The sequence below is a fragment of the Psychrosphaera algicola genome (assembly GCF_028401425.1).
Lineage (GTDB): Bacteria > Pseudomonadota > Gammaproteobacteria > Enterobacterales > Alteromonadaceae > Psychrosphaera > Psychrosphaera algicola.
Window position 1 is genome coordinate 958,891 of the sequence record NZ_JAQOMS010000002.1, and the last position, 22,036, is coordinate 980,926.

Sequence of the window (22,036 nt, forward strand, 5' to 3'; positions counted from 1 at the left end):
GTTAATAAAGATAAGTCAACAGGCGTTAAATGGATAAGAAACAGCAAGTCATGCAGCAACGAGCTAAAGCATACGATGTTATAATCGTTGGGGCTGGATTGTCTGGACTCGCAGCCGCTGTGACCTCTAGCGAACAGGGGCTTAGTACGTTAGTTATTTCTAAAATCCCCTCTCTACATAGTCACTCGGTCAGTGCGCGTGGCGGTATGAATGCCGCTATTGAAGAACCTAATTCTGAGCAACATAAGTTAGATACAATAAAAAGTGGTAAACACTTAAGCAGCCCAAAACAAGTGGACTTTTTATGCACCGAAGCCCCCAAAGTAATTAAATGGATGGAGCAGCTTGGGGTTAAGTTTGACCAGCAGGACAACCATTACCGTTTAAAAACATTTTCCGGCAATAGCTTGCCTAGGGCTTGTTATTCAAAAGGCCGCACCGGTTTAAATTGTGTCAAGGCATTGCTTGCCCAGGCGAAAAAAATGGTGTCGAATTTAACGAACACTTTTATGTTGCTGATTTAGTTGTTGATAATAATAAAATCATTGGTGTGGAAGGTATAGATAGGCGAACAACTGAAAGCCAAATTGTAGTTTCGCCGCAAGTTGTTTTAGCTACCGGTGGTGGTTTAAATTTTTACCAGTTATCGAGTAACGCGACATCAAGCACTGCCGACGGTCTTGCCATGGCTTTAAGAGTTGGTGCGCAATTGCATAATATGGAGTTTGTACAATACCACCCACTCGGCCTAGCCCACAATGGTATTCAATTCCCGGAACCCGTAATCAACGCGGGTGCTCAACTTTTTAATTCAAACAACGAGCGGTTTATGCTCACTATTGATAAACAAAACGCTGAGCAAGTTAGTCGAGATGTACTTTCAATTGAAATTGAGAAGCAACGACAAAACGGACAGAAAGTTTATATCGACTTCAGTCATGTGCCAGAGGAACAAAAGTCAACTTGTGCAGAAGCTGAACTCATAGCTAAAACCTATACGAGTCTTGCATTATATAAAGATAGATTTGAAATCGCGCCATCTGCGCATTATCTCATTGGTGGTATTTTGGTTAATGAAAACTGCCAAGTAATGACGTCAAACGCTGTAATTGAGGGGCTCTATGCGGTAGGTGAATGTGCTTCAGCTGGTGTTCATGGCGCAAATAGGTTAGGTGGAAACTCATTAGTTGAAACTCTTGTTTTTGGTCGTCATGCGGCAACGCAACTGAAAAAATTGATTTGGAAAACAATGTCACTGCGCCTAATAACAGCTCAATTTCAGAAGTAATTAGTCAGTTATTAATGAACAATTATCAGACCGCTTGTTCAGTTTCTAGTATGTCACTTAAGCTTAAAGTGGGTATGTCCAATAATGTGGGCGTCATTCGGGATCAGACCTCATTGCGAACGCAACTGGCTCAACTTAACGAATGGTTTGAACAACTTAGTTTAATTGGCGTAAAATCACAGTCAAAACTTTACAATGACGAAGTTGTTGAATATTTTGAATTGAAAAACATGCTACTTGTCGCTAAATCAATATGTATCAGTGCGCTACATAGAGAAGAGTCACGTGGTGCGCATTATCGTCTAGACTTCCCGACAACCTTAGCTGAAAACAAGGCAGTTCATAGTTTACTGCGCTTAAAACACAACCAGCTTTATTTAACACATAAATCAGTCGCGACAGAGAAAAATATTGAGGTTGTTAATGGCTAAAGTGAAGCTAAATTTATTTAGGCTTGATCTATTTAAAGCGGCTGATGGATATTTTGAGACAGTCACGGTCTCCTATTCTCCAAATGAAACCTTGTTAGAAGTTTTACAGCGATTTAGAGATCAACAGGATCCGAGTTTTGGTTACGACAAAAATTGTCGCTTAGGCCTGTGTTTAAGTTGCCGTATGAAAATAAATGGCCGCCCCGGTTTGGCTTGCCAAACTAATGTCCATGCACTTGTAGAAAAGTCAGGTCAATTGATCCAACTTGAGCCCATAAAATTAGAACATGCGGTTAAAGATTTGATAGTAGACGCCGATTTAGCCAGCTCGTTAAAAGAGAATAAACGTTAATATGAAAAAAGAATTTTTAGGTGCGAACTCACGCTTTAAAACACCGCCTAGTGAAAGTTTAATAAATGGTGCATTTGCATACGAATTAGAAGCAAGTAAGTATCTATATCAAGGCTTAAGTTTTGCTGACCTAGCCCACGTCGCCGCCCTAAAAAAGGAGGCATAATCACAGATGCAGTATATTCAGAATTGGTCACGAAACTCGTCGAATTTCACCATGTAAAATTAGAGCAATTAGATTTTGACCCCTACATAGGGGATGTTTATAACAATCGAGACGAAATTTTAAAACAACACATTGGCGATTTAGCAGGTTATATACACATTGGTCGAGCTCGTAGAGAAGCAAGCACCATAAGCTGGCAGTTGTGTTGTCGTGAAAAAATAACCGGCCTGATTAAGCAAGTTGTAAACCTAATTTCGAGTTTCGAAACTGTTTGCAAGTCCCATAAATCCACCTATATGTCAGACTTCACTTATTTGCAACATGCACAACCAACGACACTAGAGCATTACTTATTAACCTTTGTCATGCCGTTAACCCGTGACCTAGAACGTTTAAAAACGGCACTTCAATTTGTCAATAAAAGTCCAGCCGGTTCAGGCAGTGTTAATGGTTCCCAACTTAATATTGACCGTGAGTATTTAGCAGATCTACTCGGCTTCGATGGGTTAGTTGAACACACTCGTGACGCGATGTGGGCACCGGATATGGTGCTTGATATTATGACCCCTGTCATCAGTATCATGACCACGCTCGATAGGCTTTCAGAAGAGTTTATTATTTGGGGAAGTAAGGAATTTGATTACATTGATTTTTCAGATCAAACGTCCCGCACTAGTGTGATCATGCCACAAAAGAAAAATCCATACGGCCTAGCCTACATAAGAGGGCAAGCTCGATCATTAACTGGCGTATTTATGTCATTGATCAGCACTAATCAAACAATAAGTGGCCAACCAGACAACCGTATTTTTGCCTATTACGAAGTGCCACGAGCGCTTGATTATGTGATTACTTGTGTTGACCTGTTTAACGACGTATTAACACAATCGACGTTTAATAAAAAACAGCTTAACGCGGCTGCTGGCGAAGGTTTTACCTACAGCACAGATATTTGTGACATGTTGATCATGGAAACCAACCTAGACAATAGAAGTGTACACAAAATTGTTGGATTGGCAGTTAGGCAATGTATTGATAACCACACTTCTGAGTTAACTTTAGATGATATATATCAAGCGGCACAAAAATTAGATATTAGTTTGCCCAAAATTAATCCTGACAAATTTGCCCAAAATATAGACCCGAAAAGTATTGTAAATAATCGCCAAGGAATAGGCAGTGCAAACCCAGAGGCGATACAAACAATGTATATCAACATTAACTCTGCGATACAAAATACGGTAGGTTATGTCGATTCGTTACAATTGGAATCATTCGAGCAATCATTTTTTACTAAGTTGGCTAAATAATAGAATGTTAAATCTGTACTCTGAAATCAGTAACTCTTCCCCGGAACATTTAGCAATCATCGGGGAAGATAAGCAACTCACTTACGAACAGTTGCATAATCAAATTGCTTCGTTAGCATGTAAACTGGTATCCGATGGCGTTACTGGGGAACCGAGTTGGCATCCATTCCGTTTCTAATGTCAATTTATTGATATCCTATTATGCTTGCATGGCGGTAGGTGCGGTACCCGTCCCTATTCCATTTAAAGATGAAGAACGTATCGCTGGGGCGCTGGAAACGGCAAACATTCAATATCAAATTGATCCAACAATAGATATCGAAACACTGCCAAAACAAGAAAACTTAGATCTAGCCTATTACTCCGAAGCCATCGTCATCTTCACTTCGGGAACCACGTCATCAAAACTCAAAGGTGTGCGCTTAAGTCATGAAGGCATTTCTTCGATTTGCCAATTTATGAATGATGAAATGGAAGTTGATGCCAATATTGTTGAGTGTGTCTATGCTGCAATTGATCATGCCTATGGCTTTGGCCGATGTCATAGTGTGTTTAAAGTAGGCGGCACCGTTGTTTTACCCAAAGCAATTAAAGGGTTTGTGAACTTATTTAGTTTATTACACAAACATCAATGTAATGCGTTAGCAATCGCCCCTTCTATGCTGTCGTCAATACTGCAAGTGGCCCACGAGCACTTGAATGAACTGAGTCATCAGATTAAATGGATCCAAACCGGTGCGATGAAATTTGATCCTTTCTTTCGGGAAAATTTAATTAAAAGCCTGCCAACAACAAGAATATTTTTACACTATGGGCTATCTGAAGCGATGCGAGTAACATTTTTTGAACTCAATCGTCACTTAGATAAATCCCATACAGAGGGCAAGCCATCTAGGGGTTGTGAATTACAAATATTAGATGAGAACAATCAACCATTAGGCAATAATTGCCAAGGAACGATTGCTATCAGGGGAACAAATTTGTGTTTAGGCTATTTAGATGACGCGTTATGGCAAAGTAATTTGGTAGGTGGTTGGTATAAAACGTCCGATCAGGGCTTCATAGATGACGCGGGTTATCTCGTATTTGGTGGCCGCGCTGACGATGTCATTAACTGCAACGGTGCCTTAGTACACCCTGATGAAATTGAGTCAAAGCTGGTTAATTTAATCAAAACCAATGCGTTCTCTGTAGTCGGGATACCAGACCCTAAAAAGCTAAAAGACTCAATAGCGGTAGTTTGTATAGAAGGAAAATCCACCTTGTCCATGAGGGATATTGTTGATCATCTGAAATCGACAGATGCGGCTTTGATACCCAACCAATTGGTTCATATTGAGTCGTTACCTAGGACTAGGTCTGGTAAAATAAATCGGAATGAACTGACAAAAATTATAAGTCTATAAATCGAAAGCCCTTCGGAATAAAATATGAATATAAAACAAAAAGTTACAGATATAATTTTACAACAAAATAGCGACGCCCATATCGAGTCGGAAGCAGATTATCAGTTAACCTTTGCGCAAATAGGACTAGATTCGTTAGATTCTATGACCGTTATTTTAAAGGTAAATAAAGAATTTAAAATCGAAATTTCTGACGATAAAATGGAAGAGTTAAATACGATTAATTCACTAATTGTAGAAATAGAAAAACAAACCGCAGTCTAAAACTTATCAGAATATTGAGTGAACTAGGACTAAACACTCTGGTTCACTGAATTCTATACTGGATGCAATTTAGCCCATAAAAATCAGTTTTGATATGGTCGCTTTGTCGGTGGGGTTTGTAGCCAACTGTATATATCCTGTGACATCAGTTCCGTAGTCGATTGATAAAAAGACTTCATGTTAAACGCCCAACACGTACCCTTACCCATCGAGACTTGATGCAATTTGTGCTGCTGCTTAAAATGTTCAAATATCTTAATATTTTTATCACGAACAATGTCGCAATCTAAATAAGTGACTAAATGATAAAAGGGTTCAACACTTACTTAGCCATCTCGAATAACCTGATGCATAAACTCTTTGTTATATCGGTAAGGCACCCCCATCTCCAACTCGCACTGATGCACTAAACTGACGATTTGTCGCGGTTCGATTCCAACACTTATAAATAAGGCATCAAGCTCAAGCATTCTCGAAAATGGTGTATGCCCGCCATAGCTGTGTCGTGAATTATGTCCACAAATATATTCGGCCTTGGCACCTATTGCCGTGCGAGAAAAAAACGGATGAAAAGAACGCACGGAACCCTCTAATAAACGAACGTATTCACTAAAAGGCCCCATTTCACTTTTGGTTAACGCTAAGTCAAAAATTTGATCAGTATTACAAATAGAAGCGCTGTGGGTAGGCACAACAATAGTTCCCTGTTCGCCTAATATTTGCCAAAGCGCCTGTAAGTGACGCTCAAACAATTCCACCTTAGACACATCAAGCGACACACCTAAGCGACCAAAGTTGCCAGTTAAATAAACAACTTGACCAGCCTTTACGCCACAAGCTTGATAACTCGTAACCAAATCATTAACACTGTATGGCAAACTATTTTCTCTCTTCCATAAATTCACTTTCAAAAATGTATTTCATTTCTTGCAGATATTCATGAAGTAAAGCAAGTCCTTCTTTACCAAATTCTGTTCTCAGTTCAGGGCTTTTAAGCGTAAATAAAAATCCTAATATGGCAATTTGTATATAGGTCAATGACCCTGTCGCCATGCGCATACCAAAGATCTCTTCACTGCCATCGTGCGACATCAAATGCATGTAATTTCGATTCATTATTTCAATAATGTTTTTAGGCGTTAGCTCCATTTCTAAAAACCGTTCATCGGTAAAAAGTCTATCATGTCACATAAAACTGTACCGCGCTTTTGTAATGACCGACTAAGCGTGTCGTACTTTACGGTACTTTTAAATTTCATGTTTTTAACCAAGGAAACAAACTTATTTTTATCAAATTCATAACCAAAATTAATGTCGTCAATTTGTAACGGCTCAGCACCAATGATCTTCGCCCCGTCTGAACAGTTAAAACAATCGCCGCGACTTGTTTTACGCCGTAAAGCGTATTCCATACTGGTTCTGGCCCAATCAAATACGTGATTTACAAACACCGTACCGCCAAAATTAGCCTCTGCAGTTTTTTTCGAATTAAAACGCTTGTGGTTTACTTTATCTTTTAGCTCATTGTAATACGCACTGTCTTTTGAGTGATGCTGATTCGGATCTTTGTATCCCAAATCAACCCCAAACAAATAAACTTCTTTTGCGTCTAAATAGTTACAAACCGCTACCGCACTATTGGTAACTGTTGGGTTAGAGCCAAATAGATGGGCAATATTATTTTTGGGATGTGTTACTCGAATAAGGTCAGTGCCGCCATCGTTTGGTTTCAAATACAATAAAGTTTGACCAAATTTTTCAACCACTGTCGACATTACATTTTGCATTGCAATCAGTGTAATTTTAGAAAAATATTCAGGATCATCGATCGTGTCTAAAAATTCTTTAACACCTTTTGTTCGCTCTACTTCAATATGAAAATCTGGCACGATGCCAGCTTTATGAAATACTTTTAATGCTGTACCACAGGAAACAACTACTGCTTTTTCTTGGCTGTTTTTAATAAAATCAATTGCATCATCAATGGATGGCCCTGAACCACAAACAAATACTCTAGGTCTTAGCTCTTCATTAACTTTAAGGTTTTCTGGTAAAAAATCAGGCTTTAATTTAACGTTTGCTAATGTATTGCGAACTGACAATATTTCATCTTCAAAAAGCCAAAACCACCATAAATAGCGACAACATTTTTAAAGAAGTTTTTCATCACTTCATCAGACTCTTCACTTGCGTAATGCTGATAAACCGGAAGGCAGCCTGCTTTAAACAAACCGAACTTGTGGAAAAGCTTCTGAAATCCTTCAAGATATTTTTCGAAAGGAACCCCAACTAAAATAGTAATACTTTTGTTTGCCTCAGTGAACTTACCTACAAGCCACTCCCAATCTGTCGTAAACATAGAGGCATAAAACATATCTTCATTAGGCTCATAAATGTATAAATGACCAATATCTTGTTCAGCCAAATATTCCAAGTGATACCCTAGCCCAACGCCAACTACAGAGAAAAATGGATAATAGTTTAATGGGTCGTAACGAAGTTTATATTCGTTTCCCATTTTAACGTACTTCTGGGCAATTTCCGCGAGTTTATTCAAATACAAAGGGTGTAAAAACCCCATCGGATGGCGTCGCATTCTGTCATTTGCATCTAACGGTGAAATTCGATAAACACTGCGAGTCGGTTTAGACAAAAACAATTTCGCCTGATCTATACTGGTCTTTTTAGGATCATCTTGATAAATAAAATTACCGTTACCAGCTATATTTAAATTGCCTTTAGGATCTAATTCCAATCCATAATTTTGCGCTTGATAGTCTTTGAAACGCTTAAACAAGTGGGGAACTGTGTACGAAAAAACGCTAAATTTTTATTGAATGTGAGTTGTAATACACTTCTTAGCATTTCTACATTTTGATTGTCTGACATTGTAAACTCGATAATGTTGTTCTAAACATATGCATTGACCAAACTCCGCAGAATAAGATTCAATAAACATATTCGCTAAATATGGACTTGCCCTACATAAACATATTTTTGTAACACATTCAAAGTATTGACGGCAAAAATCCTAATACATTGAATGTAGCAAGGAATATTCCATAGGCAACGGAAAAATTAAATAAAATGAAAAATAAGAAAAGTAGGACGCTTAAATGGGACAAAAACTAAGCGTGTAGGCCGCATTCACGTTTAAAACCCATAAAGCGAGTATCACTTGGATCATCAACCTCATGCAACGATTGAGTCGTAACAGTATCACCAACCGAAAGATAGCCTTCAGCTTCTAGCGGATGTCGGGGCAAATGATTTTTAACCATATACTCATGCACCATTTTGTCAGTCCAATCGAGCATTGGATGGATTTTTGCTGTATTGAAACGCTCTACAGCAAATAACATGTTTTGCCTTTCTTGCGATTGCTGTCGTCTTACACCACTTAACCAAATAGTGGGCTTAGTTTTCGCTAATGCTTGCTGCAACGGTTGCAGTTTCGTTAACGAGTTAAATTGTTCAATACCTGCAGCGCCATTTAACCAAAGCTGGCCGTATTTATTTTCTATGGTTTTAGGACTGAGTTTGGGTTTGATTTCAACGACATTTAAATCTAATTCAGATTTGAGGTATTTGGCGTAGGCGAGTGTTTCTTTAAAAAGGTAACCTGTATTCACAAAAAAACAGGGGTTGATGGCCTGACGACTGACATCAGATGAAGTAAAACGGCTGATTGTAACCCAAAACTGGAAGACTGGATAATAGTATCAGCTGGCCCAAGAGCATCTAAACAAAACTCAATCCGTTGGTGAATATCAAGCTTAGGGAAATGTTCGTTGACTGTTTTAAGCAATATCGACATAGGGCCTCCAACTTATGGCAATCGCTAAATGTTAGTTATTGGACTTATTTAACGAGGACAATTGCTCAGTTAAATAATCACCTGTAGATTGCAGTTGCGCAACTTGTAAGTCCATTGCTAAAAATTGCGAATACAATCTGGCTTCATAAGCCGTCATTTTAATTTCGTGTTTTTCTTTGTCTTCATCCAGTCGCGTTATATTGTCATTAAACGTATCGATTTTCTGATCAACTACTCCGCCGGTATTCTCATATTCACCAACTCGGTTGTAAAGGGTCGTCGCGACCCCATCATCTCCAGTAAACAAGGCGCTAAAATAGTCAAAGTTTGTCTCAATTTGATTATCCAACTCTTCCGCGTCTATTTCTAAAGTGCCATCTTTGGTCGTTGTAATCCCAAGAACAGACAAACTTAATGAAACTCCAGGCGCTACTTCGACCGCATCACCGATAGAACGTCTAAATTGACTTAACATAGTTCTAAGCGAAGACTCCGACACTAAGATACCAACTTGTAAGGCGTCTTCTTCATCGGATTCTTCATCCTGTTCAATACTAGTTAAAGCATTTACTGTTTGAATCATCACATTATAATCAGCAACAAACTTCTCAACTTTCTCTTTTGTGCCGTCAGTATCAAGGGTTACAACAACAGTGTCTGACTCATCAGGTTCGTGAACTTCGGTTGCAACAATACTTGTTCCTAATACGGCATTTTCAATGGTATTAGACGAACTTGTTACCGTAATACTGCCATCAATAGTAATCTTTGCATCTACTGCTTCATTCACGACAGAATAATTTCCTGTGAAATAATCATGAGCTAACTTACTTAGTCCAAGTGCGTCAGTATCGTCACCATCATCGTCGCTTACTATCGCTATACTCGCCTTATTGTCCGGGTAATCATTTTGCGACTCTAAAACAAGCTTAAATCCACCACTTCCGTTATCCTCAAGGGTCGCCGATAAATTTAAGCCAGCAGAGTTGATATTCGCGACAATGGTTTCTATCGTGTCGGTATCGGTAATGGCGATATCTAAATCGGTTAAACCGTCAGAAACCGTAATAGATCCATTAGAACCAAGTACTTCTGCTGCGCTAAAATCTTCCGCCAAAACGGTTTTTGAAGTATCAAATGCTAACCTTGATAGACCGGAATCATCATGTAAATTACCATCGTCATCAGTGACTTCTATCTTTAATACTTGATCTTCACCTGTTTCAGACGCCGCTAATACAAGATATTGACCATCATCACCATTAACAATGTTTGCCACAACGTGGCCATCGTTAACCGTATTTTCGTTAATTGCGTTTTTGATGTCATCTAAGGTATCTTCAGCGCCGACGGTTAGGCTAAATGAACCGCTTCCTACTGAAATATTAAGATTACCAGCACCGATAAATTGACCGTCAGTAAATGCTTGAGTGGCGACTTTATGTGCTTCGGCCAACTGATCCACGGATACATCAAACGAACCTTGATGAGGCAGCACTACCTGCTGAAACTGAAAATACAGTAGCTTCACTGGTCGCATTTCTTTGGGAAAAGGTAGTTGGCAGTTTAAGATCGAATAACGAATCTTCAAGTGTCGCTAACGCACTTTTAAGCTGCCCCATTGCAGTAATTTTATTTGAATTAGTTTGTAACGTGTAATCATAGTTTTCGTCAAAAGGTGTTCTTTCGGCGGCAACAAGCTCTGTCACGATACTGTTTACATCTAGACCTGAGCCTATACCTGTAGATGTGATTGTTGCCATGATTTACCTCAATACTTGACTGTTATAAAAACTAAGTACGCTACTCTATACAAGTGTAGTGCAAAAAACTAACGACCTAAACATCGTTATCAATCGTTCTGCCTAAACATCTTCGTTAAACAAAATGCCAGTGGTTTTGCCTAAACTTTTAATTAGGTCTAACACTTCTTGGGATGGAATTTGTCTAATGACATCACCTGATAGTGAATCTTTGACCGTAATCACATTCCTATTGGCTTCATCGTCTACAGAAAATTCGATTGAACGATTTAGTGACTCAACAAAACTTTGCAAAGACTGAGCCATATTGGTCATTTGTTCCTTTGACAAATCTGATTCAACCGTTTCGGCTGTTTCCTGTTGAGTATTTTGATCATTTTGATCATGTCCAATTTGCTGCTTAGTATAGACGTCAGTTTGAGGAGCCGCACCTGAATTCTTATCAACAGCCACAATGAGTTCATTCTCATCCGTGTTATTCAATACATCTGGCACATTACTTTTTGTAACTGCCGATGTCTCAGTGTGGCCGATAGGATTTAGAGTATTCATGTCAAATCTCCGATTTTAAAAACGAAAAAAGCAAAAGGGTTTTGACACGCCTTTTGCTTTCCATTGTGTCTAGCTTGAAATATTACCCAAGTAAACTTAGCGCCGACTGCGGCAGCTGGTTTGCCTGTGCAAGTATTGAAGTACTTGCCTGTTGCAATATTTGGTTCTTCGTCAACTGCGCTGTCTCAGTAGCAAAGTCCGTATCACGAATTCGTGAACGTGCTGCCGATGAGTTTTCTACAACGTTAGTTAAGTTACTAATTGTTGATGTTAGACGATTTTGAATCGCACCTAAACCTGCACGTTGACTGTCGATGTAGCTTAATGCACCGTCAATGATATCAACCGCTTTTTGAGCACCAATCGCTGTACCGATATTAATATCGTCAACAGTATTTTTCTCAGACAAAGTTGCTGTATTCGCAGTACCTTGCAAGATATGCGCATTCTCATTCATTGCAGTTGTAGTATCAACAAATTTCATTTTGAAATCGTCATTTGATTTCATATTTACCACACCAACAAACTCTGCATATACAGCGTTTGTCTGAGTGAAACCAGTTTCAGTTGTACCACGTGATATCAACCAACCCTGTGCGATAACGTCTTTATCGTTTTCAACATCACCTTCATATGTGTAGGTATTTGCACGGATAGCCGCCAAACTTGCTAGGTCGCCAGAAACTTGCATGTTCTCAATACGGATATTGTCGCCACGTTCACTCGTTAGAACAACACGTCCATCACCAGTAAGTGAGGCTGAAATACCAGTCTCAGAAGCTGCTTCGTTAATTGCGTTAACAACTGAACTAAGTTCTTCTGTTTTTTCCAAAGTGAATTTAACACCTACGCCTTCGTCTTGATTTTGCCCTTTAAGGTCAAATGTGAAGGTTACGCCGTCTAACTCATTTGTACTTGTATTTAAGAAGATACCTGTATCTGTAGAACCGTGCCAGAAGTCTAACGTAACTGTGTTACGTGCGTCGGCATCAACACCAGTTTTAGTTGCAACTGATTGGATTGCACGCTGAGTTTCATATGCGCTACCAAACTCGTCTAAAAGTACAGCGTTTGCACTTCCTAAGTACCCTTTGATACCTAGCTCAACAGTTTCACCTGAGTTAGCTAAAGATTTGTACGGGTCGGTAACAGCTTGAGAAGTAGTGCCATAAAAACCAACTGAGAAATTACCTAAACCAGCACCTGCACTTAATGTTGTAGCTGTATTAGCAAAGGCCGATAAACTACCAGAACTCACTGCTGATTTTGTTGCAATAGTATGATTCGAGTTGTACGCACCTAATTCATAAGATTCATTACCCATGTCTTCTGAGTAAAATGAACCTACGCTAACCGCAATGGTTTCAAATGAACGAGCGCCAACTTGGAATTGCTCTGTACCGAATGTACCGTCAAGTAATTTACGGTCACCGAATGTAGTTGAACTAGCGATACGGTCTAATTCTCGTTGTAACTGAACCACTTCTTCTTGAAGAGCAGAACGGTCACCGTCAGAATATGTACCATTGGCTGCCTGAACGGACAGGTCACGCATACGATGTAAGATGTTTGTGCTTTCTTGTAACGCACCTTCAGCGGTTTGCGCCATTGAAATACCATCGTTTGCATTACGAGTTGCCACATTCAAACCATTTATTTGCGATGTTAAACGGTTTGAAATCTGCATGCCCGCAGCATCATCTTTCGCGCTATTAATACGCAAACCTGATGACAAACGTTGCATAGATGTTTGTAAACTTTCACCTGATTTACTCAAGTTTCTTTGAGCATTCAACGAAGTTGGGTTTGTTTGAACGGTTAAAGCCATGATAATTCCCCTTCCGGTTTATCTTTTTTAAGCTAATTTTTAAGCCTGTTACCTTCTATTTCGGAAGGTTCTACGAATTCTTTAGTAAAAATTTAAAGTTTTTTTATTTCTTTAAATTTCTCTATCAAGGTATTTATCGACGGCTAATTGGAAAACTTAATAAAAAACTCAAAAAAAACTCTCCAAGGGCCTTGGAGAGTTTAAAATGAGGGATAAACAAGGGGTTAGGGCAAAAATTAACCACCCAGTAGTGATAGAGCAGACTGCGGTAACTGGTTAGCCTGGGCTAAAATAGACGTACCGGCTTGTTGCAATATCTGATTTTTTGTCAGTTGCGCAGTTTCTATAGCGAAGTCCGCATCTCGAATTCGACTTCTAGAGCCACTGGCATTTTCAATAACATTTGTTAAATTCGAAATAGTACTGGTTAATCGGTTTTGTACCGCACCTAAACCTGCACGCTGACTATCTATGTGTGACAAAGCACCGTCAATTATATCGATTGCTAATTGCGCACCGATGGCAGTACTGATATTAATGTCGTCAACCGTTTCTTTATTAGAAATTGACGTCGTACCTGCAGTACCTTGCAATATCATTGCATTGTCATTCATGACAGTTGTTGTATCGACAAGACTCATTTTGAAATCATCATTGGAGCTCATTCGAACGACACCAACAAATTCCGCATAAACCGAGTTTGTATCAGTAAATACAGACTGTCCATTACCAGCACTGACTAACCAACCCTGAGAAATTGCGTCTTTATCATCCGAAACTTCACCTTCGTATGTATAGGTCGTCGCTCTGATAGCAGCTTGACTTGCCAAGTTACCTGAAACTTGTAGGTTTTCCATGCGAATATTGTCGCCACGCTCACTCGTTAGAACAAGTCGCCCGTCACCTGTTAATGAAGCGGAAATACCCGTTTCACCAGCGGCTTCATTTATAGCGTTAACTGCTGTAGATAAATCTTCAGTATTTTCAATCGAAAATTTAATACGTGCCGGATCATCATCCATCCCAGAGTTTAAACCTTTTAGGTCAAACTGGAAGGTGACAGCGTCTAGCTCATTAGTATTGGTATTCATAAAAATACCAGTGTCTGACGAGCCTTGCCAGAAATCCAACGCTACAGTGGTTCTTGCATCTGCATCAACCCCTGTCTCAGTTGTAATCGCCTGAACAGAACGTTGTACATTGTAGGCACTACCAAACTCATCTAGTAATACCGCGGTCGCGCTACCTAATGAACCTTTAACACCTAGTTCAACTGTAAGACCAGAATTTGCTAGTGCATTAAACGGATTAGAAACAGCACCCGATGTATTCGAATAAAAACCTACCGAGAAGTTACCTAAACCGGCACCTAAACTCAACGCAGACGCCGAATTGGTAAAGTTTGATAAGTTGCCAGAACTAGTCGCCGCTTTACTGCCTACCGAATGATTTGAATTATATGCACCGAGTTCATAAGACTCACTACCCAAATCTTCCGCATAGAACGAACCAACGCTTACCGCGATGGTTTGGAAAGCTTTGCGCCTACCTGGAACTGTTCTGTACCAAATGTACCGTCAAGCAACTTACGATCACCAAACGTTGTGGTTTCCGCAATTCGGTCTAGTTCTCGTTGCAACTGTGTCACTTCTTCTTGAAGTGCCGCCCGGTCGCCGTCAGAATAGGTACCATTGGCTGCCTGTATCGACAGATCTCGCATACGATGCAAGATGTTTGTACTTTCTTGTAATGCACCTTCCGCTGTTTGCGCCATAGAAATACCATCATTAGCATTTCGTGTCGCAACGTTAAGGCCATTAATTTGCGAAGTTAATCGGTTTGATATTTGCATACCAGCCGCATCGTCCTTCGCACTATTGATTCGTAATCCCGACGAGAGTCGTTGCATAGATGTTTGCAACATTTCTGTCGAGTTATTTAAATTCCGTTGCCCATTAATCGAGGCAACGTTTGTGTTAATAAACATACCCATTATGTTATCTCCTCAATGACAAAATTTTGCCGTTACACATAGTGAGCAACATGCGTGCCAAAGTTAAAAAACAAAAATGAAGTCGATTTATTTATACTCAAGTCTAATATATTTCGATTTGAATAATGATTTTTATTCTTTATATAACAACAACTTAATTTTAATTTAAGAAAATAAATAACAGAGAACTTTATAGGTTTAGTGTGAGCTGGCTTTAACAAGCAGATTATTGACGTCTGAGAAAGTAATGGCAATCAGTTGCCGTTTAAATTGTGTTAGAGGAAAACTATTAACAATTTTCGACGGGATCTAACAAGTTGATGCTAATCAGATTTTCTTTGACTAAGGCGATCTACAGTGGCCACAATACTATTTACGTCGTGTAATGCGTCATGAACATGACCTTTGAGTTGTATGCCTATTTGTTTATGTAACAAACCACTGCATACTTGAAAGTTATATTTCTCTATTTTACGCAGCGGCACACTTAAATCGATGTGTTCAAGTAACTTCGGCGCTAATCGAATTCCATTTAGCTCAGCATTTTCTGCTAGGACCTTTTGATCATTACCCCAACTTGCCAGTTTAACGTCATCGCCCTTAGCAAAATTTGTTAAAATCATAAATCGCCGCCGGAAAACTGACGCCTTTTTGATCGATCAATGTTTGAGTTATTCCAGTTAGGTCAATCACGTATTGACTTAAGGTTGGATTTATAATTGGCTTTATATGTCTAGAAAAGGACTCTAAAATTTGACATCCCGTGTCGCAAACTTCAATTTTGAGTGCCGCCAGCTGGATAAGTTCTCTATGCTCCCAAGGTTCTGACCAACGTCTTGCCATTGAGCCTTCCCATGCGGTGAACTCAGTGTCGTAGATTACAAATAACAAATGAATATCCATTACCAATTCTGATGAAATTACAGATTAATAATGCCAATAATTTATAATTTGGCAAGGATTGAATTGGGACTAAAACGATTAGGTAATGAAAGTAGTCGATACTAAAAAATATTAGTAAAACTATGAGAGATATAAATGATTAAAAGGACAGAAACAAACAAACTGAGACTTGATGGCTTTGCCGACATGATTCTAATTCGTTTAGCGTTTCGTAGCGCATTCGTTAAGCTTATTAGAAGTAGATTTAGATTTAGATTTAGATTTGAAGGTAACGTAATGAGGGATGAAACGTCATGTTAACGAGAATTATATGATTCGTTAACATGACATTATACGTTAAAGGTAATTAAATAAACTTAGGTTTTGAATTTTAACAAAGGACTGTTGAGCTGCTTGTAGTGCAACTTTCGACGTTTCTAAATTGTTTACCGCTTCGTAAATATCCACTTCTTCTAGCGTCGCCAACGTTGAAATCGTAATCGATTGGAAATTTAATTGGGCTTGTTCCATATTATCGACAATATTCAGACGAGAACCAATTTCAGAACGAGTATTACCGGTAGTTACAAGTCCTTGATCCAACTCATGTAATAACATACCTAACACCTCTACTCGGCGCGAGTTTTCTGGCCGAGCGACTTCAAACGTATCTCCTACTGCTGGAGTACCTGTGACTTCATATTCGATACCCGCAACAACAATTGCTTCACCTATGGGTGAATTCCGTATCAAAACTTTGACCTTCAGGTTGCGGTTTAATTCGTTTTGTGACTGGATCAATTTCATCCATTCTAACACTATCTGCAACCCCATCGCCGATAGTATCGATAAAAGATATCCTAAAATCACCAATGACATTATCTTCAGGATACAAAACAATGCCCCCGACAGTATTCCGGTACCAGTGTTTGCCGGTATTACCATCGAACCTGAAGTTCCCGGAGTGTATAAAGGATGATCCGGTGGTAACAGATCACCAGGAGGGGTGTTTAAATCTACAGAATTGAGAGCTTCATCATTAGCTGTTGCTACAAATCGCGAGCCATTAATTGTCATGCTATTGGATGCTTGAGACATAACCCACTGCGTGTTTTTTGTTGGTTCACCAAAAGTAAAACTTGTGCCAACAGCTGGTAATGCGGCGGCTGGATCAGATGGGAACTTACGCCCTCCCCACTCGATGGTATCTCCCATTACAAATGGTACTGGACCAGCCACAACCTTGTTTCTATCTAAGTCAACAATTTCATACTCGCCTGCCGCAGTAAAATTAACTTCAAAGTTTGATAACTCAGAATCTCGCTGTGGTGACAGGTCTATAGTTTCGCCCGCGACTGGAGGGTTTGAGCCATTAGTTTGAAACGTGATCCCTTGAACGGTTATTTCGTCTCCAGGCAAATAACCCGTCACCGAATCTAAGACTTGATTCGCAGGGTCTAGGCCTAGGTCTATTATATCGTAGCCATCGCCCGTTGCATTAAATTGAATTTGATAGGTTGTTTCTGGAAATGCTGGCGACCTAAAAGCCGAAGGGTTGGTAACTGTCCCCGTGGATAATTTGTCTGAACTTGGCGTAAAATAACCATAATCTGACGTTAAATTATCCACAAATGCGTTGCCTGTTGCATTTGCATCTACGTAAGTATTCGGTGCGATAAGCAAATCTCTTATCCCTTCATCCCCTTGGTATTGAGCAAAACCAAATTGATCGATTTCATAGGCAGGTGAAGTTGTCTGGTACCCAGAAAATATGTAATCCCCTGCTGAATTTGTTGCATTTACTTGCCCCATAAATTCACTAACCCTAGCGCCAATTTCATTGCCTAAAGCCTGCAAGGCAGCAGAATCATAAGCTCCGTTTATGGCTTGGGTTAACAATTCTTGAGAACGGTACAAAGTATTAGTCATGGAATCTAACTGAGTCTCAGAAACACTATTGTAGCGACGAGCACTATCTTGCGATGCTAAATATCTATCGCTGACCTATGGATCTCTTTTTTCAGTCTTATTACCGTATTTGCCCCTGTGGGATCATCCGACGGATTAATGATCTTCTTACCCGTGGATAATTCTAACTGAGCTCTATCAAGGTTTGCTTGACGCGTTTGCAACTGAGCAACGTTTCGTTGGAAATAATTTGCTGTTGCTATTCTAGTGGCCATAAATTACCTCCTAACCTGCCGCTGATAAGAGCGTTTGGAACGTCTCACGAGCAACGGTAATGATCCGCGCTGATGCTGAATATGCTTGTTGGTACTGAATTAAATTTGCCGCTTCTTCATCTAAATTAACCCCTTGAACTGCGGCTAATCTTGCGGATGAACCACTTAATAAGGTTTGATAGGAATCCCGGGCTATTTCTGTACTTTTAGTGTCTACACCTACCGCTGTTACTAGATCTGCATAACCCTCAGAGAAACTATTTAGTCCATTATCCATGGTCTTTTTACTCTGAAAGTTCAACATGCTTAACATATTAGTGTTATCACCCGGCCCAAACTTTTTGTTGTCATTTGGTATCAGATCATTATCTGCATGGGTTAAATTAAACACTTCATTGCCTGCCAACTCACCTTCAAATTGCATGGTAAATCCAGGGCCGTTTATAATTTTATCTGCGGCAATATCTTGAAACCCACCATTAACGGAGTTGCCCGCACTATCTTGAATATCGTACTGCGTGCCGGTTGCGTCTACTACTATTTGCAGCATAGGATCCGGTAAAGGAGGAACATTGTTCGGTGAAGGATAACTGGCATTACTCACATTATTAATTTCATAAAGTGACAAGCTCACGTTATTTGTATTGGTTACAGAATCGATTTCAAAATAATTATCTGCCGCAGCAATGAGCTTTGGATCTTCAATCACAATATCAATTTTACTTGCGCCATTCTTCAAAGCATTGATTTGCCACCTATCGCCCGCTGTCATATTGTCTGTATCAATGGCCATAGACAAACCGGTATTGCCGATTGTTAACTCAGTGCCTGCATTCATTTGTGCGATCTGGGCAGGATCAAAACTCTCGATAACATTGCCTTTTGCATCAGACACGATAAGATCTGTACCGTCATAGTCTAGATCATAAATATCGGTTGTAAGTTGGCTGGAATTTCGAATATTGATTTCAAATTTAGATTCAACTGGGTTAGTGACCGCACCAAAAGTTCGACTTAGGACTAACTGTGGATCATTAATATCGCTAAATAAATTAGACCCCACTTCGCCATTTAAATCACGCCCTAGTGACTGTTGCCTGTTGAACGAATCTGCAATAACGATAGCAAGTTTCCCTAACTCCCTTATCGCTGGCATTATCATTTCATCGCGGACATCGAGTAAACTAGACACAGAACCGCCGCTTAATTGGTCGGTAACAATTGATTTTGATTCGGAATCTTCTTTGGTCGAAACGCCAATCTCTAAAATACCAGAATCAAATTCATTGCGAATAACAGACATTGGCAATGCAAAGGCACCAGTAACCAAAGTTACGCCCTAGCCAACGGTGACATTCACAGTGCCATCATCTAGCTGTATTGTGTCGACCTGCGTCATCTGACTTAGTCTTTTTATTAGTTGCTCGCGGCTATCTAGCAGATCATTCGGGGCAAAGCCCTCAGATCCAACAGCATTCTCAACCTGAATTTTACTGTTTAATAGTGCAATTTCAGAAGTAATAGAATTGATTTCTGAAACGGATGTATAAATCTCTTCATTAATTGACCCCATATGCTGAACAGCTACTTCTTCATAAAGAGTATTAAAACGTTTTACTGTATTTTCAGCCGTCGACAAAACGACATTTCTAGCTGAGATTAACGTTGGCTCTTCAACAACACCGTTAATGCCATTAAACATTTCTTCAAATGTGGCGGTTATGCCAGTGTCAGGATCGGCCAGTAGGTTATCTAATCGACTGGCGTTTGTTAGTCTTGTTTCATTATAATTGTATTGGCTTTCGTTAAAGATAACTTCATTGTAATTAAATTCATTAAACGTTCGGGTAATGGCAGCTAATTGAGTACCGTTGCCAAGAAAAGTAGAACGAAAGGCGTTACCTACCGTAGACTCAGTTTCAACACGTTGTCGGCTGTAACCTTCGGTATTAACGTTAGCAATGTTATGACCTGTTGTGTCTAACCCAAATTGAGCTGCTGCTAACCCCGATACACCAGTACCTAAAATGCCACTAGCCATTTTCTAACCCCTTATTCGACTTGCGGTTTAACGTCTAAATCGCCAATCATTGTTTTAAAACTGTTGCTTTGCAAAATGCCAAGGATCTTGTCTGCATAATTCGGATCCGTTGCATAGCCTGCTTTCTGTAAACTATGCAAAAAGTGTTCCGCATTGTCAGTACGTTCTAATGCCTCATCGTATCGGCCGTTGCTTTTTAGAAAATTGACAAAGTCGTCAAACGACTCTGAAAAATTGTCATAGACACGAAACGGTTCAATTTTTCTTACCGGTAAGCCATTTTCAAACTCCAAAGTAGATTGTGCAGCTTTAGCGCCTTCCCAATCTCGATGCGCTTTAACGTTAAATAAGTTAAAACTCGACTCACCATTTTTATCTTCGATAATATGTTTACCCCAACCTGTCTCAAGCGCCGTTTGAGCAACCATAACTGCGGGGTTAAGACCAATTTCAGATGCCGCTTTTTTGGCATAACTCCAAATTTGACTAACAAAATCTTTCGGTGTATCAAATTCCACCGGCTCTTTTTTCTGCTGTTGGGCAATATCTGTTGCCACTGGGTTGACCGTAAGACCGACATGTTTAAACGCATCATCGACCATTTGGTTGAAGTGATTTTTAACGCCGTTCGGAGATAGCAACGCAGGGTCTAACAATGATGCGCTTAGAGGCAACTTATCCGTAGGATATTGATTTAATGGATCTGTAGTTTGAGCGTTTGTAGAGGTATTCCCAAATTCATGGCGCTCGAATGTTGCGTCGTTTCTCAGTGTCGTGCCATTACGATATCGTTCGGGATCATTGGACAGCTGTTGCACGATAAGTTCTGAAAGGCCTAAACTGCCTTTACTGGCCATGTCAGTAGCGAGTTGTTGGTCATACATATCACGGAAAAACTTAGTCGTGTTTGAATGCATGGGGTTACCCTCTTCAAACGCGGCGTTCGCTTTTCGCATCGACTGCAACATCATATTGATGAAAATAGACTCGAAGTGTTCAGCAGCTTGCTTCAACGCTTCTTTGTCATCAGGGTTCGCTCCCGCATGCGCTTTGAGCTGCTGGATCCCCGCTATGTCTAGATAATTACCTGCATCGCCTAACTGATTCATATGACGTTATTTTGACATTAGTTAATAATAACGTGATTACTTCAAGAAACGCGCCAACTCGTTAGAAGCCTTATTTAAGTCGCTTTTGTTAAGCTTTGGATAATCTAATTTGTCATAACTAAAATTTTCTAGTTACTAATGCTGGGATTGAGATTGGAACTCAAACGTCAAAAGCCGCTTTTGCGGCTTTATAACAGGATATATAACGAGGTGATTAGTGAGCTAAAGTAAAATATTTACCTAATTCATTTTGCATTTCATCATTCAAATTACCAATGAAACATACACGAGATTTATCTGGTACACGCGAAAAAACCTCTTCGATTTGCGCTGCAATGCCACCTTCGGCTAGCTCGATTTGCTCAGCAAAATACTCAGAATCTTCTTCATCTTCAATATTGGTAAGTGCTTCAAATGCGCCAAGCCCAACCGGTGTAAATTGAATTTCATTATCTTCAATTACGCCACCTGAGAGACAGCAAAATATCTGTTTTTCAAAGTAAGCAACTTCATAAACATGGTATTGAACCTGTTGGTCTTTGTCCAATTCTAACATCTCTAGAATTGCATGATTTGTATCTTGATTCGCAGTTACATTTGTTAATAATACTTGGGCGAAACTCATATCGATCCCCTTCCTGTTTTTTATTT

25 protein-coding genes and 3 pseudogenes are annotated in these 22,036 nt (G+C 39.7%); 9 read left to right on the top strand and 19 right to left on the bottom strand.

Features of this window, described 5'->3' with window-relative positions:
• Positions 1-29 precede the first annotated feature (29 nt).
• From PN838_RS05200 to PN838_RS05240, 9 genes are read left to right on the top strand one after another with little or no spacing between them, the layout of a single operon-like run.
• Positions 30-524, top strand: a complete 495-nt coding sequence (locus tag PN838_RS05200; protein ID WP_272179946.1) for an FAD-dependent oxidoreductase — start codon at positions 30-32, stop codon at positions 522-524.
• Positions 449-1,288, top strand: coding sequence for an FAD-binding protein (locus PN838_RS05205; RefSeq protein ID WP_272179947.1), 840 nt, complete (start codon positions 449-451; stop codon positions 1,286-1,288). The genes PN838_RS05200 and PN838_RS05205 overlap by 76 nt, the downstream gene beginning before the upstream one ends.
• 14 nt (positions 1,289-1,302) lie before the next feature.
• Positions 1,303-1,719 (top strand): hypothetical protein, encoded by a 417-nt coding sequence (locus tag PN838_RS05210; protein ID WP_272179948.1) that lies wholly within the window; start codon positions 1,303-1,305, stop codon positions 1,717-1,719.
• A complete protein-coding gene (locus PN838_RS05215) occupies positions 1,712-2,071 on the top strand; it encodes a 2Fe-2S iron-sulfur cluster-binding protein (RefSeq protein WP_215962146.1) in 360 nt (119 codons plus the stop codon). The genes PN838_RS05210 and PN838_RS05215 overlap by 8 nt, the downstream gene beginning before the upstream one ends.
• Before the next feature lies 1 nt (position 2,072).
• On the top strand, positions 2,073-2,237 hold the full coding sequence (locus PN838_RS05220) for a hypothetical protein (protein WP_272179949.1): 165 nt from the start codon (positions 2,073-2,075) through the stop codon (positions 2,235-2,237).
• A 23-nt stretch (positions 2,238-2,260) separates the two neighbouring features.
• A complete protein-coding gene (locus PN838_RS05225; protein WP_272179950.1) occupies positions 2,261-3,547 on the top strand; it encodes an argininosuccinate lyase in 1,287 nt (428 codons plus the stop codon).
• Positions 3,548-3,551: 4 nt separating this feature from the next.
• Positions 3,552-3,725, top strand: coding sequence for a hypothetical protein (locus PN838_RS05230; protein ID WP_272179951.1), 174 nt, complete (start codon positions 3,552-3,554; stop codon positions 3,723-3,725).
• A gap of 31 nt (positions 3,726-3,756) precedes the next feature.
• Positions 3,757-4,953, top strand: a complete 1,197-nt coding sequence (locus PN838_RS05235) for a class I adenylate-forming enzyme family protein (protein WP_272179952.1) — start codon at positions 3,757-3,759, stop codon at positions 4,951-4,953.
• 24 nt (positions 4,954-4,977) lie between these two features.
• A complete protein-coding gene (locus tag PN838_RS05240; protein WP_215962149.1) occupies positions 4,978-5,217 on the top strand; it encodes an acyl carrier protein in 240 nt (79 codons plus the stop codon).
• 326 nt (positions 5,218-5,543) lie between these two features.
• Here the strand turns inward: PN838_RS05240 and PN838_RS05245 are convergent, their stop codons facing one another.
• The 19 genes and pseudogenes from PN838_RS05245 to PN838_RS05335 all read right to left on the bottom strand — a co-directional run bounded on the left by PN838_RS05245 (position 5,544) and on the right by PN838_RS05335 (position 22,010).
• Positions 5,544-6,095 (bottom strand): AAC(3) family N-acetyltransferase, encoded by a 552-nt coding sequence (locus PN838_RS05245; RefSeq protein WP_272179953.1) that lies wholly within the window; start codon positions 6,093-6,095, stop codon positions 5,544-5,546.
• 1 nt (position 6,096) lies between these two features.
• Entirely contained in the window at positions 6,097-6,333 is a 237-nt protein-coding gene (locus tag PN838_RS05250; RefSeq protein WP_272179954.1) for a hypothetical protein, read from the bottom strand.
• Between the two features lie 35 nt (positions 6,334-6,368).
• Positions 6,369-7,319, bottom strand: a complete 951-nt coding sequence (locus tag PN838_RS05255) for a motility associated factor glycosyltransferase family protein (protein ID WP_272179955.1) — start codon at positions 7,317-7,319, stop codon at positions 6,369-6,371.
• A pseudogene (locus tag PN838_RS05260) lies at positions 7,298-8,029 on the bottom strand (hypothetical protein); the annotation flags it as partial. The pseudogene PN838_RS05260 and the gene PN838_RS05255, both read right to left, overlap by 22 nt.
• Before the next feature lie 316 nt (positions 8,030-8,345).
• The gene (locus PN838_RS05265; protein WP_272179956.1) at positions 8,346-8,849 is read right to left on the bottom strand and encodes a phosphoadenylyl-sulfate reductase; all 504 of its coding nucleotides are present in this window, start codon (positions 8,847-8,849) and stop codon (positions 8,346-8,348) included.
• Positions 8,850-9,065: 216 nt separating this feature from the next.
• Positions 9,066-10,499, bottom strand: coding sequence for a flagellar filament capping protein FliD (gene fliD, locus PN838_RS05270; protein WP_272179957.1), 1,434 nt, complete (start codon positions 10,497-10,499; stop codon positions 9,066-9,068).
• Positions 10,500-10,506: 7 nt separating this feature from the next.
• A complete protein-coding gene (locus PN838_RS05275; protein ID WP_272179958.1) occupies positions 10,507-10,797 on the bottom strand; it encodes a flagellar cap protein FliD N-terminal domain-containing protein in 291 nt (96 codons plus the stop codon).
• Positions 10,798-10,899: 102 nt separating this feature from the next.
• On the bottom strand, positions 10,900-11,349 hold the full coding sequence (locus PN838_RS05280; protein ID WP_272179959.1) for a flagellar protein FlaG: 450 nt from the start codon (positions 11,347-11,349) through the stop codon (positions 10,900-10,902).
• A gap of 82 nt (positions 11,350-11,431) precedes the next feature.
• Entirely contained in the window at positions 11,432-13,177 is a 1,746-nt protein-coding gene (locus PN838_RS05285; RefSeq protein ID WP_215962155.1) for a flagellin, read from the bottom strand.
• 236 nt (positions 13,178-13,413) lie between these two features.
• Positions 13,414-14,667 (bottom strand): flagellin, encoded by a 1,254-nt coding sequence (locus PN838_RS05290; RefSeq protein WP_370661002.1) that lies wholly within the window; start codon positions 14,665-14,667, stop codon positions 13,414-13,416.
• Between the two features lie 23 nt (positions 14,668-14,690).
• Positions 14,691-15,170, bottom strand: a pseudogene (locus tag PN838_RS27005) (flagellin N-terminal helical domain-containing protein); the annotation flags it as partial.
• Between the two features lie 323 nt (positions 15,171-15,493).
• The gene (locus PN838_RS05295) at positions 15,494-15,793 is read right to left on the bottom strand and encodes a 3'-5' exonuclease family protein (protein WP_272179960.1); all 300 of its coding nucleotides are present in this window, start codon (positions 15,791-15,793) and stop codon (positions 15,494-15,496) included.
• Positions 15,771-16,073 carry an exonuclease domain-containing protein gene (locus PN838_RS05300; RefSeq protein ID WP_272179961.1) on the bottom strand — a complete coding sequence of 101 codons (303 nt, stop codon included), beginning with the start codon at positions 16,071-16,073 and terminating at the stop codon, positions 15,771-15,773. The genes PN838_RS05295 and PN838_RS05300 overlap by 23 nt, the downstream gene beginning before the upstream one ends.
• Before the next feature lie 336 nt (positions 16,074-16,409).
• Entirely contained in the window at positions 16,410-17,981 is a 1,572-nt protein-coding gene (locus PN838_RS26055; protein WP_502592180.1) for a flagellar hook-associated protein FlgL, read from the bottom strand.
• Between the two features lie 56 nt (positions 17,982-18,037).
• A complete protein-coding gene (locus PN838_RS05315; RefSeq protein ID WP_272179962.1) occupies positions 18,038-18,235 on the bottom strand; it encodes a hypothetical protein in 198 nt (65 codons plus the stop codon).
• 10 nt (positions 18,236-18,245) lie between these two features.
• A complete protein-coding gene (locus tag PN838_RS27845; RefSeq protein ID WP_441295810.1) occupies positions 18,246-19,073 on the bottom strand; it encodes a flagellar basal body rod C-terminal domain-containing protein in 828 nt (275 codons plus the stop codon).
• A gap of 219 nt (positions 19,074-19,292) precedes the next feature.
• Positions 19,293-20,276, bottom strand: a pseudogene (gene flgK, locus PN838_RS05325) (flagellar hook-associated protein FlgK); the annotation flags it as partial.
• An 11-nt stretch (positions 20,277-20,287) separates the two neighbouring features.
• Positions 20,288-21,385 (bottom strand): flagellar assembly peptidoglycan hydrolase FlgJ, encoded by a 1,098-nt coding sequence (flgJ, locus tag PN838_RS05330; protein WP_272179965.1) that lies wholly within the window; start codon positions 21,383-21,385, stop codon positions 20,288-20,290.
• A gap of 214 nt (positions 21,386-21,599) precedes the next feature.
• On the bottom strand, positions 21,600-22,010 hold the full coding sequence (locus tag PN838_RS05335; RefSeq protein ID WP_215962161.1) for a hypothetical protein: 411 nt from the start codon (positions 22,008-22,010) through the stop codon (positions 21,600-21,602).
• Positions 22,011-22,036: the final 26 nt, after the last annotated feature.

What these genes read in the sequence shown, in the direction of transcription:
- PN838_RS05275 (WP_272179958.1), bottom strand. Translation starts at nt 10,797, where the DNA reads ATGGCAACAATCACATCTACAGGTATAGGCTCAGGTCTAGATGTAAAC.
- PN838_RS05335 (WP_215962161.1), bottom strand. Translation starts at nt 22,010, where the DNA reads ATGAGTTTCGCCCAAGTATTATTAACAAATGTAACTGCGAATCAAGAT.
- PN838_RS05315 (WP_272179962.1), bottom strand. Translation starts at nt 18,235, where the DNA reads ATGGCCACTAGAATAGCAACAGCAAATTATTTCCAACGAAACGTTGCT.
- PN838_RS27845 (WP_441295810.1), bottom strand. Translation starts at nt 19,073, where the DNA reads ATGAATGCAGGCACTGAGTTAACAATCGGCAATACCGGTTTGTCTATG.
- PN838_RS26055 (WP_502592180.1), bottom strand. Translation starts at nt 17,981, where the DNA reads ATGACTAATACTTTGTACCGTTCTCAAGAATTGTTAACCCAAGCCATA.
- PN838_RS05235 (WP_272179952.1), top strand. Translation starts at nt 3,757, where the DNA reads ATGGCGGTAGGTGCGGTACCCGTCCCTATTCCATTTAAAGATGAAGAA.
- PN838_RS05200 (WP_272179946.1), top strand. Translation starts at nt 30, where the DNA reads ATGGATAAGAAACAGCAAGTCATGCAGCAACGAGCTAAAGCATACGAT.
- PN838_RS05220 (WP_272179949.1), top strand. Translation starts at nt 2,073, where the DNA reads ATGAAAAAAGAATTTTTAGGTGCGAACTCACGCTTTAAAACACCGCCT.
- flgJ (WP_272179965.1), bottom strand. Translation starts at nt 21,385, where the DNA reads ATGAATCAGTTAGGCGATGCAGGTAATTATCTAGACATAGCGGGGATC.
- PN838_RS05300 (WP_272179961.1), bottom strand. Translation starts at nt 16,073, where the DNA reads ATGGATATTCATTTGTTATTTGTAATCTACGACACTGAGTTCACCGCA.
- PN838_RS05240 (WP_215962149.1), top strand. Translation starts at nt 4,978, where the DNA reads ATGAATATAAAACAAAAAGTTACAGATATAATTTTACAACAAAATAGC.
- PN838_RS05250 (WP_272179954.1), bottom strand. Translation starts at nt 6,333, where the DNA reads ATGAATCGAAATTACATGCATTTGATGTCGCACGATGGCAGTGAAGAG.
- PN838_RS05230 (WP_272179951.1), top strand. Translation starts at nt 3,552, where the DNA reads ATGTTAAATCTGTACTCTGAAATCAGTAACTCTTCCCCGGAACATTTA.
- PN838_RS05285 (WP_215962155.1), bottom strand. Translation starts at nt 13,177, where the DNA reads ATGGCTTTAACCGTTCAAACAAACCCAACTTCGTTGAATGCTCAAAGA.
- PN838_RS05215 (WP_215962146.1), top strand. Translation starts at nt 1,712, where the DNA reads ATGGCTAAAGTGAAGCTAAATTTATTTAGGCTTGATCTATTTAAAGCG.
- PN838_RS05280 (WP_272179959.1), bottom strand. Translation starts at nt 11,349, where the DNA reads ATGAATACTCTAAATCCTATCGGCCACACTGAGACATCGGCAGTTACA.
- PN838_RS05295 (WP_272179960.1), bottom strand. Translation starts at nt 15,793, where the DNA reads ATGATTTTAACAAATTTTGCTAAGGGCGATGACGTTAAACTGGCAAGT.
- PN838_RS05210 (WP_272179948.1), top strand. Translation starts at nt 1,303, where the DNA reads ATGAACAATTATCAGACCGCTTGTTCAGTTTCTAGTATGTCACTTAAG.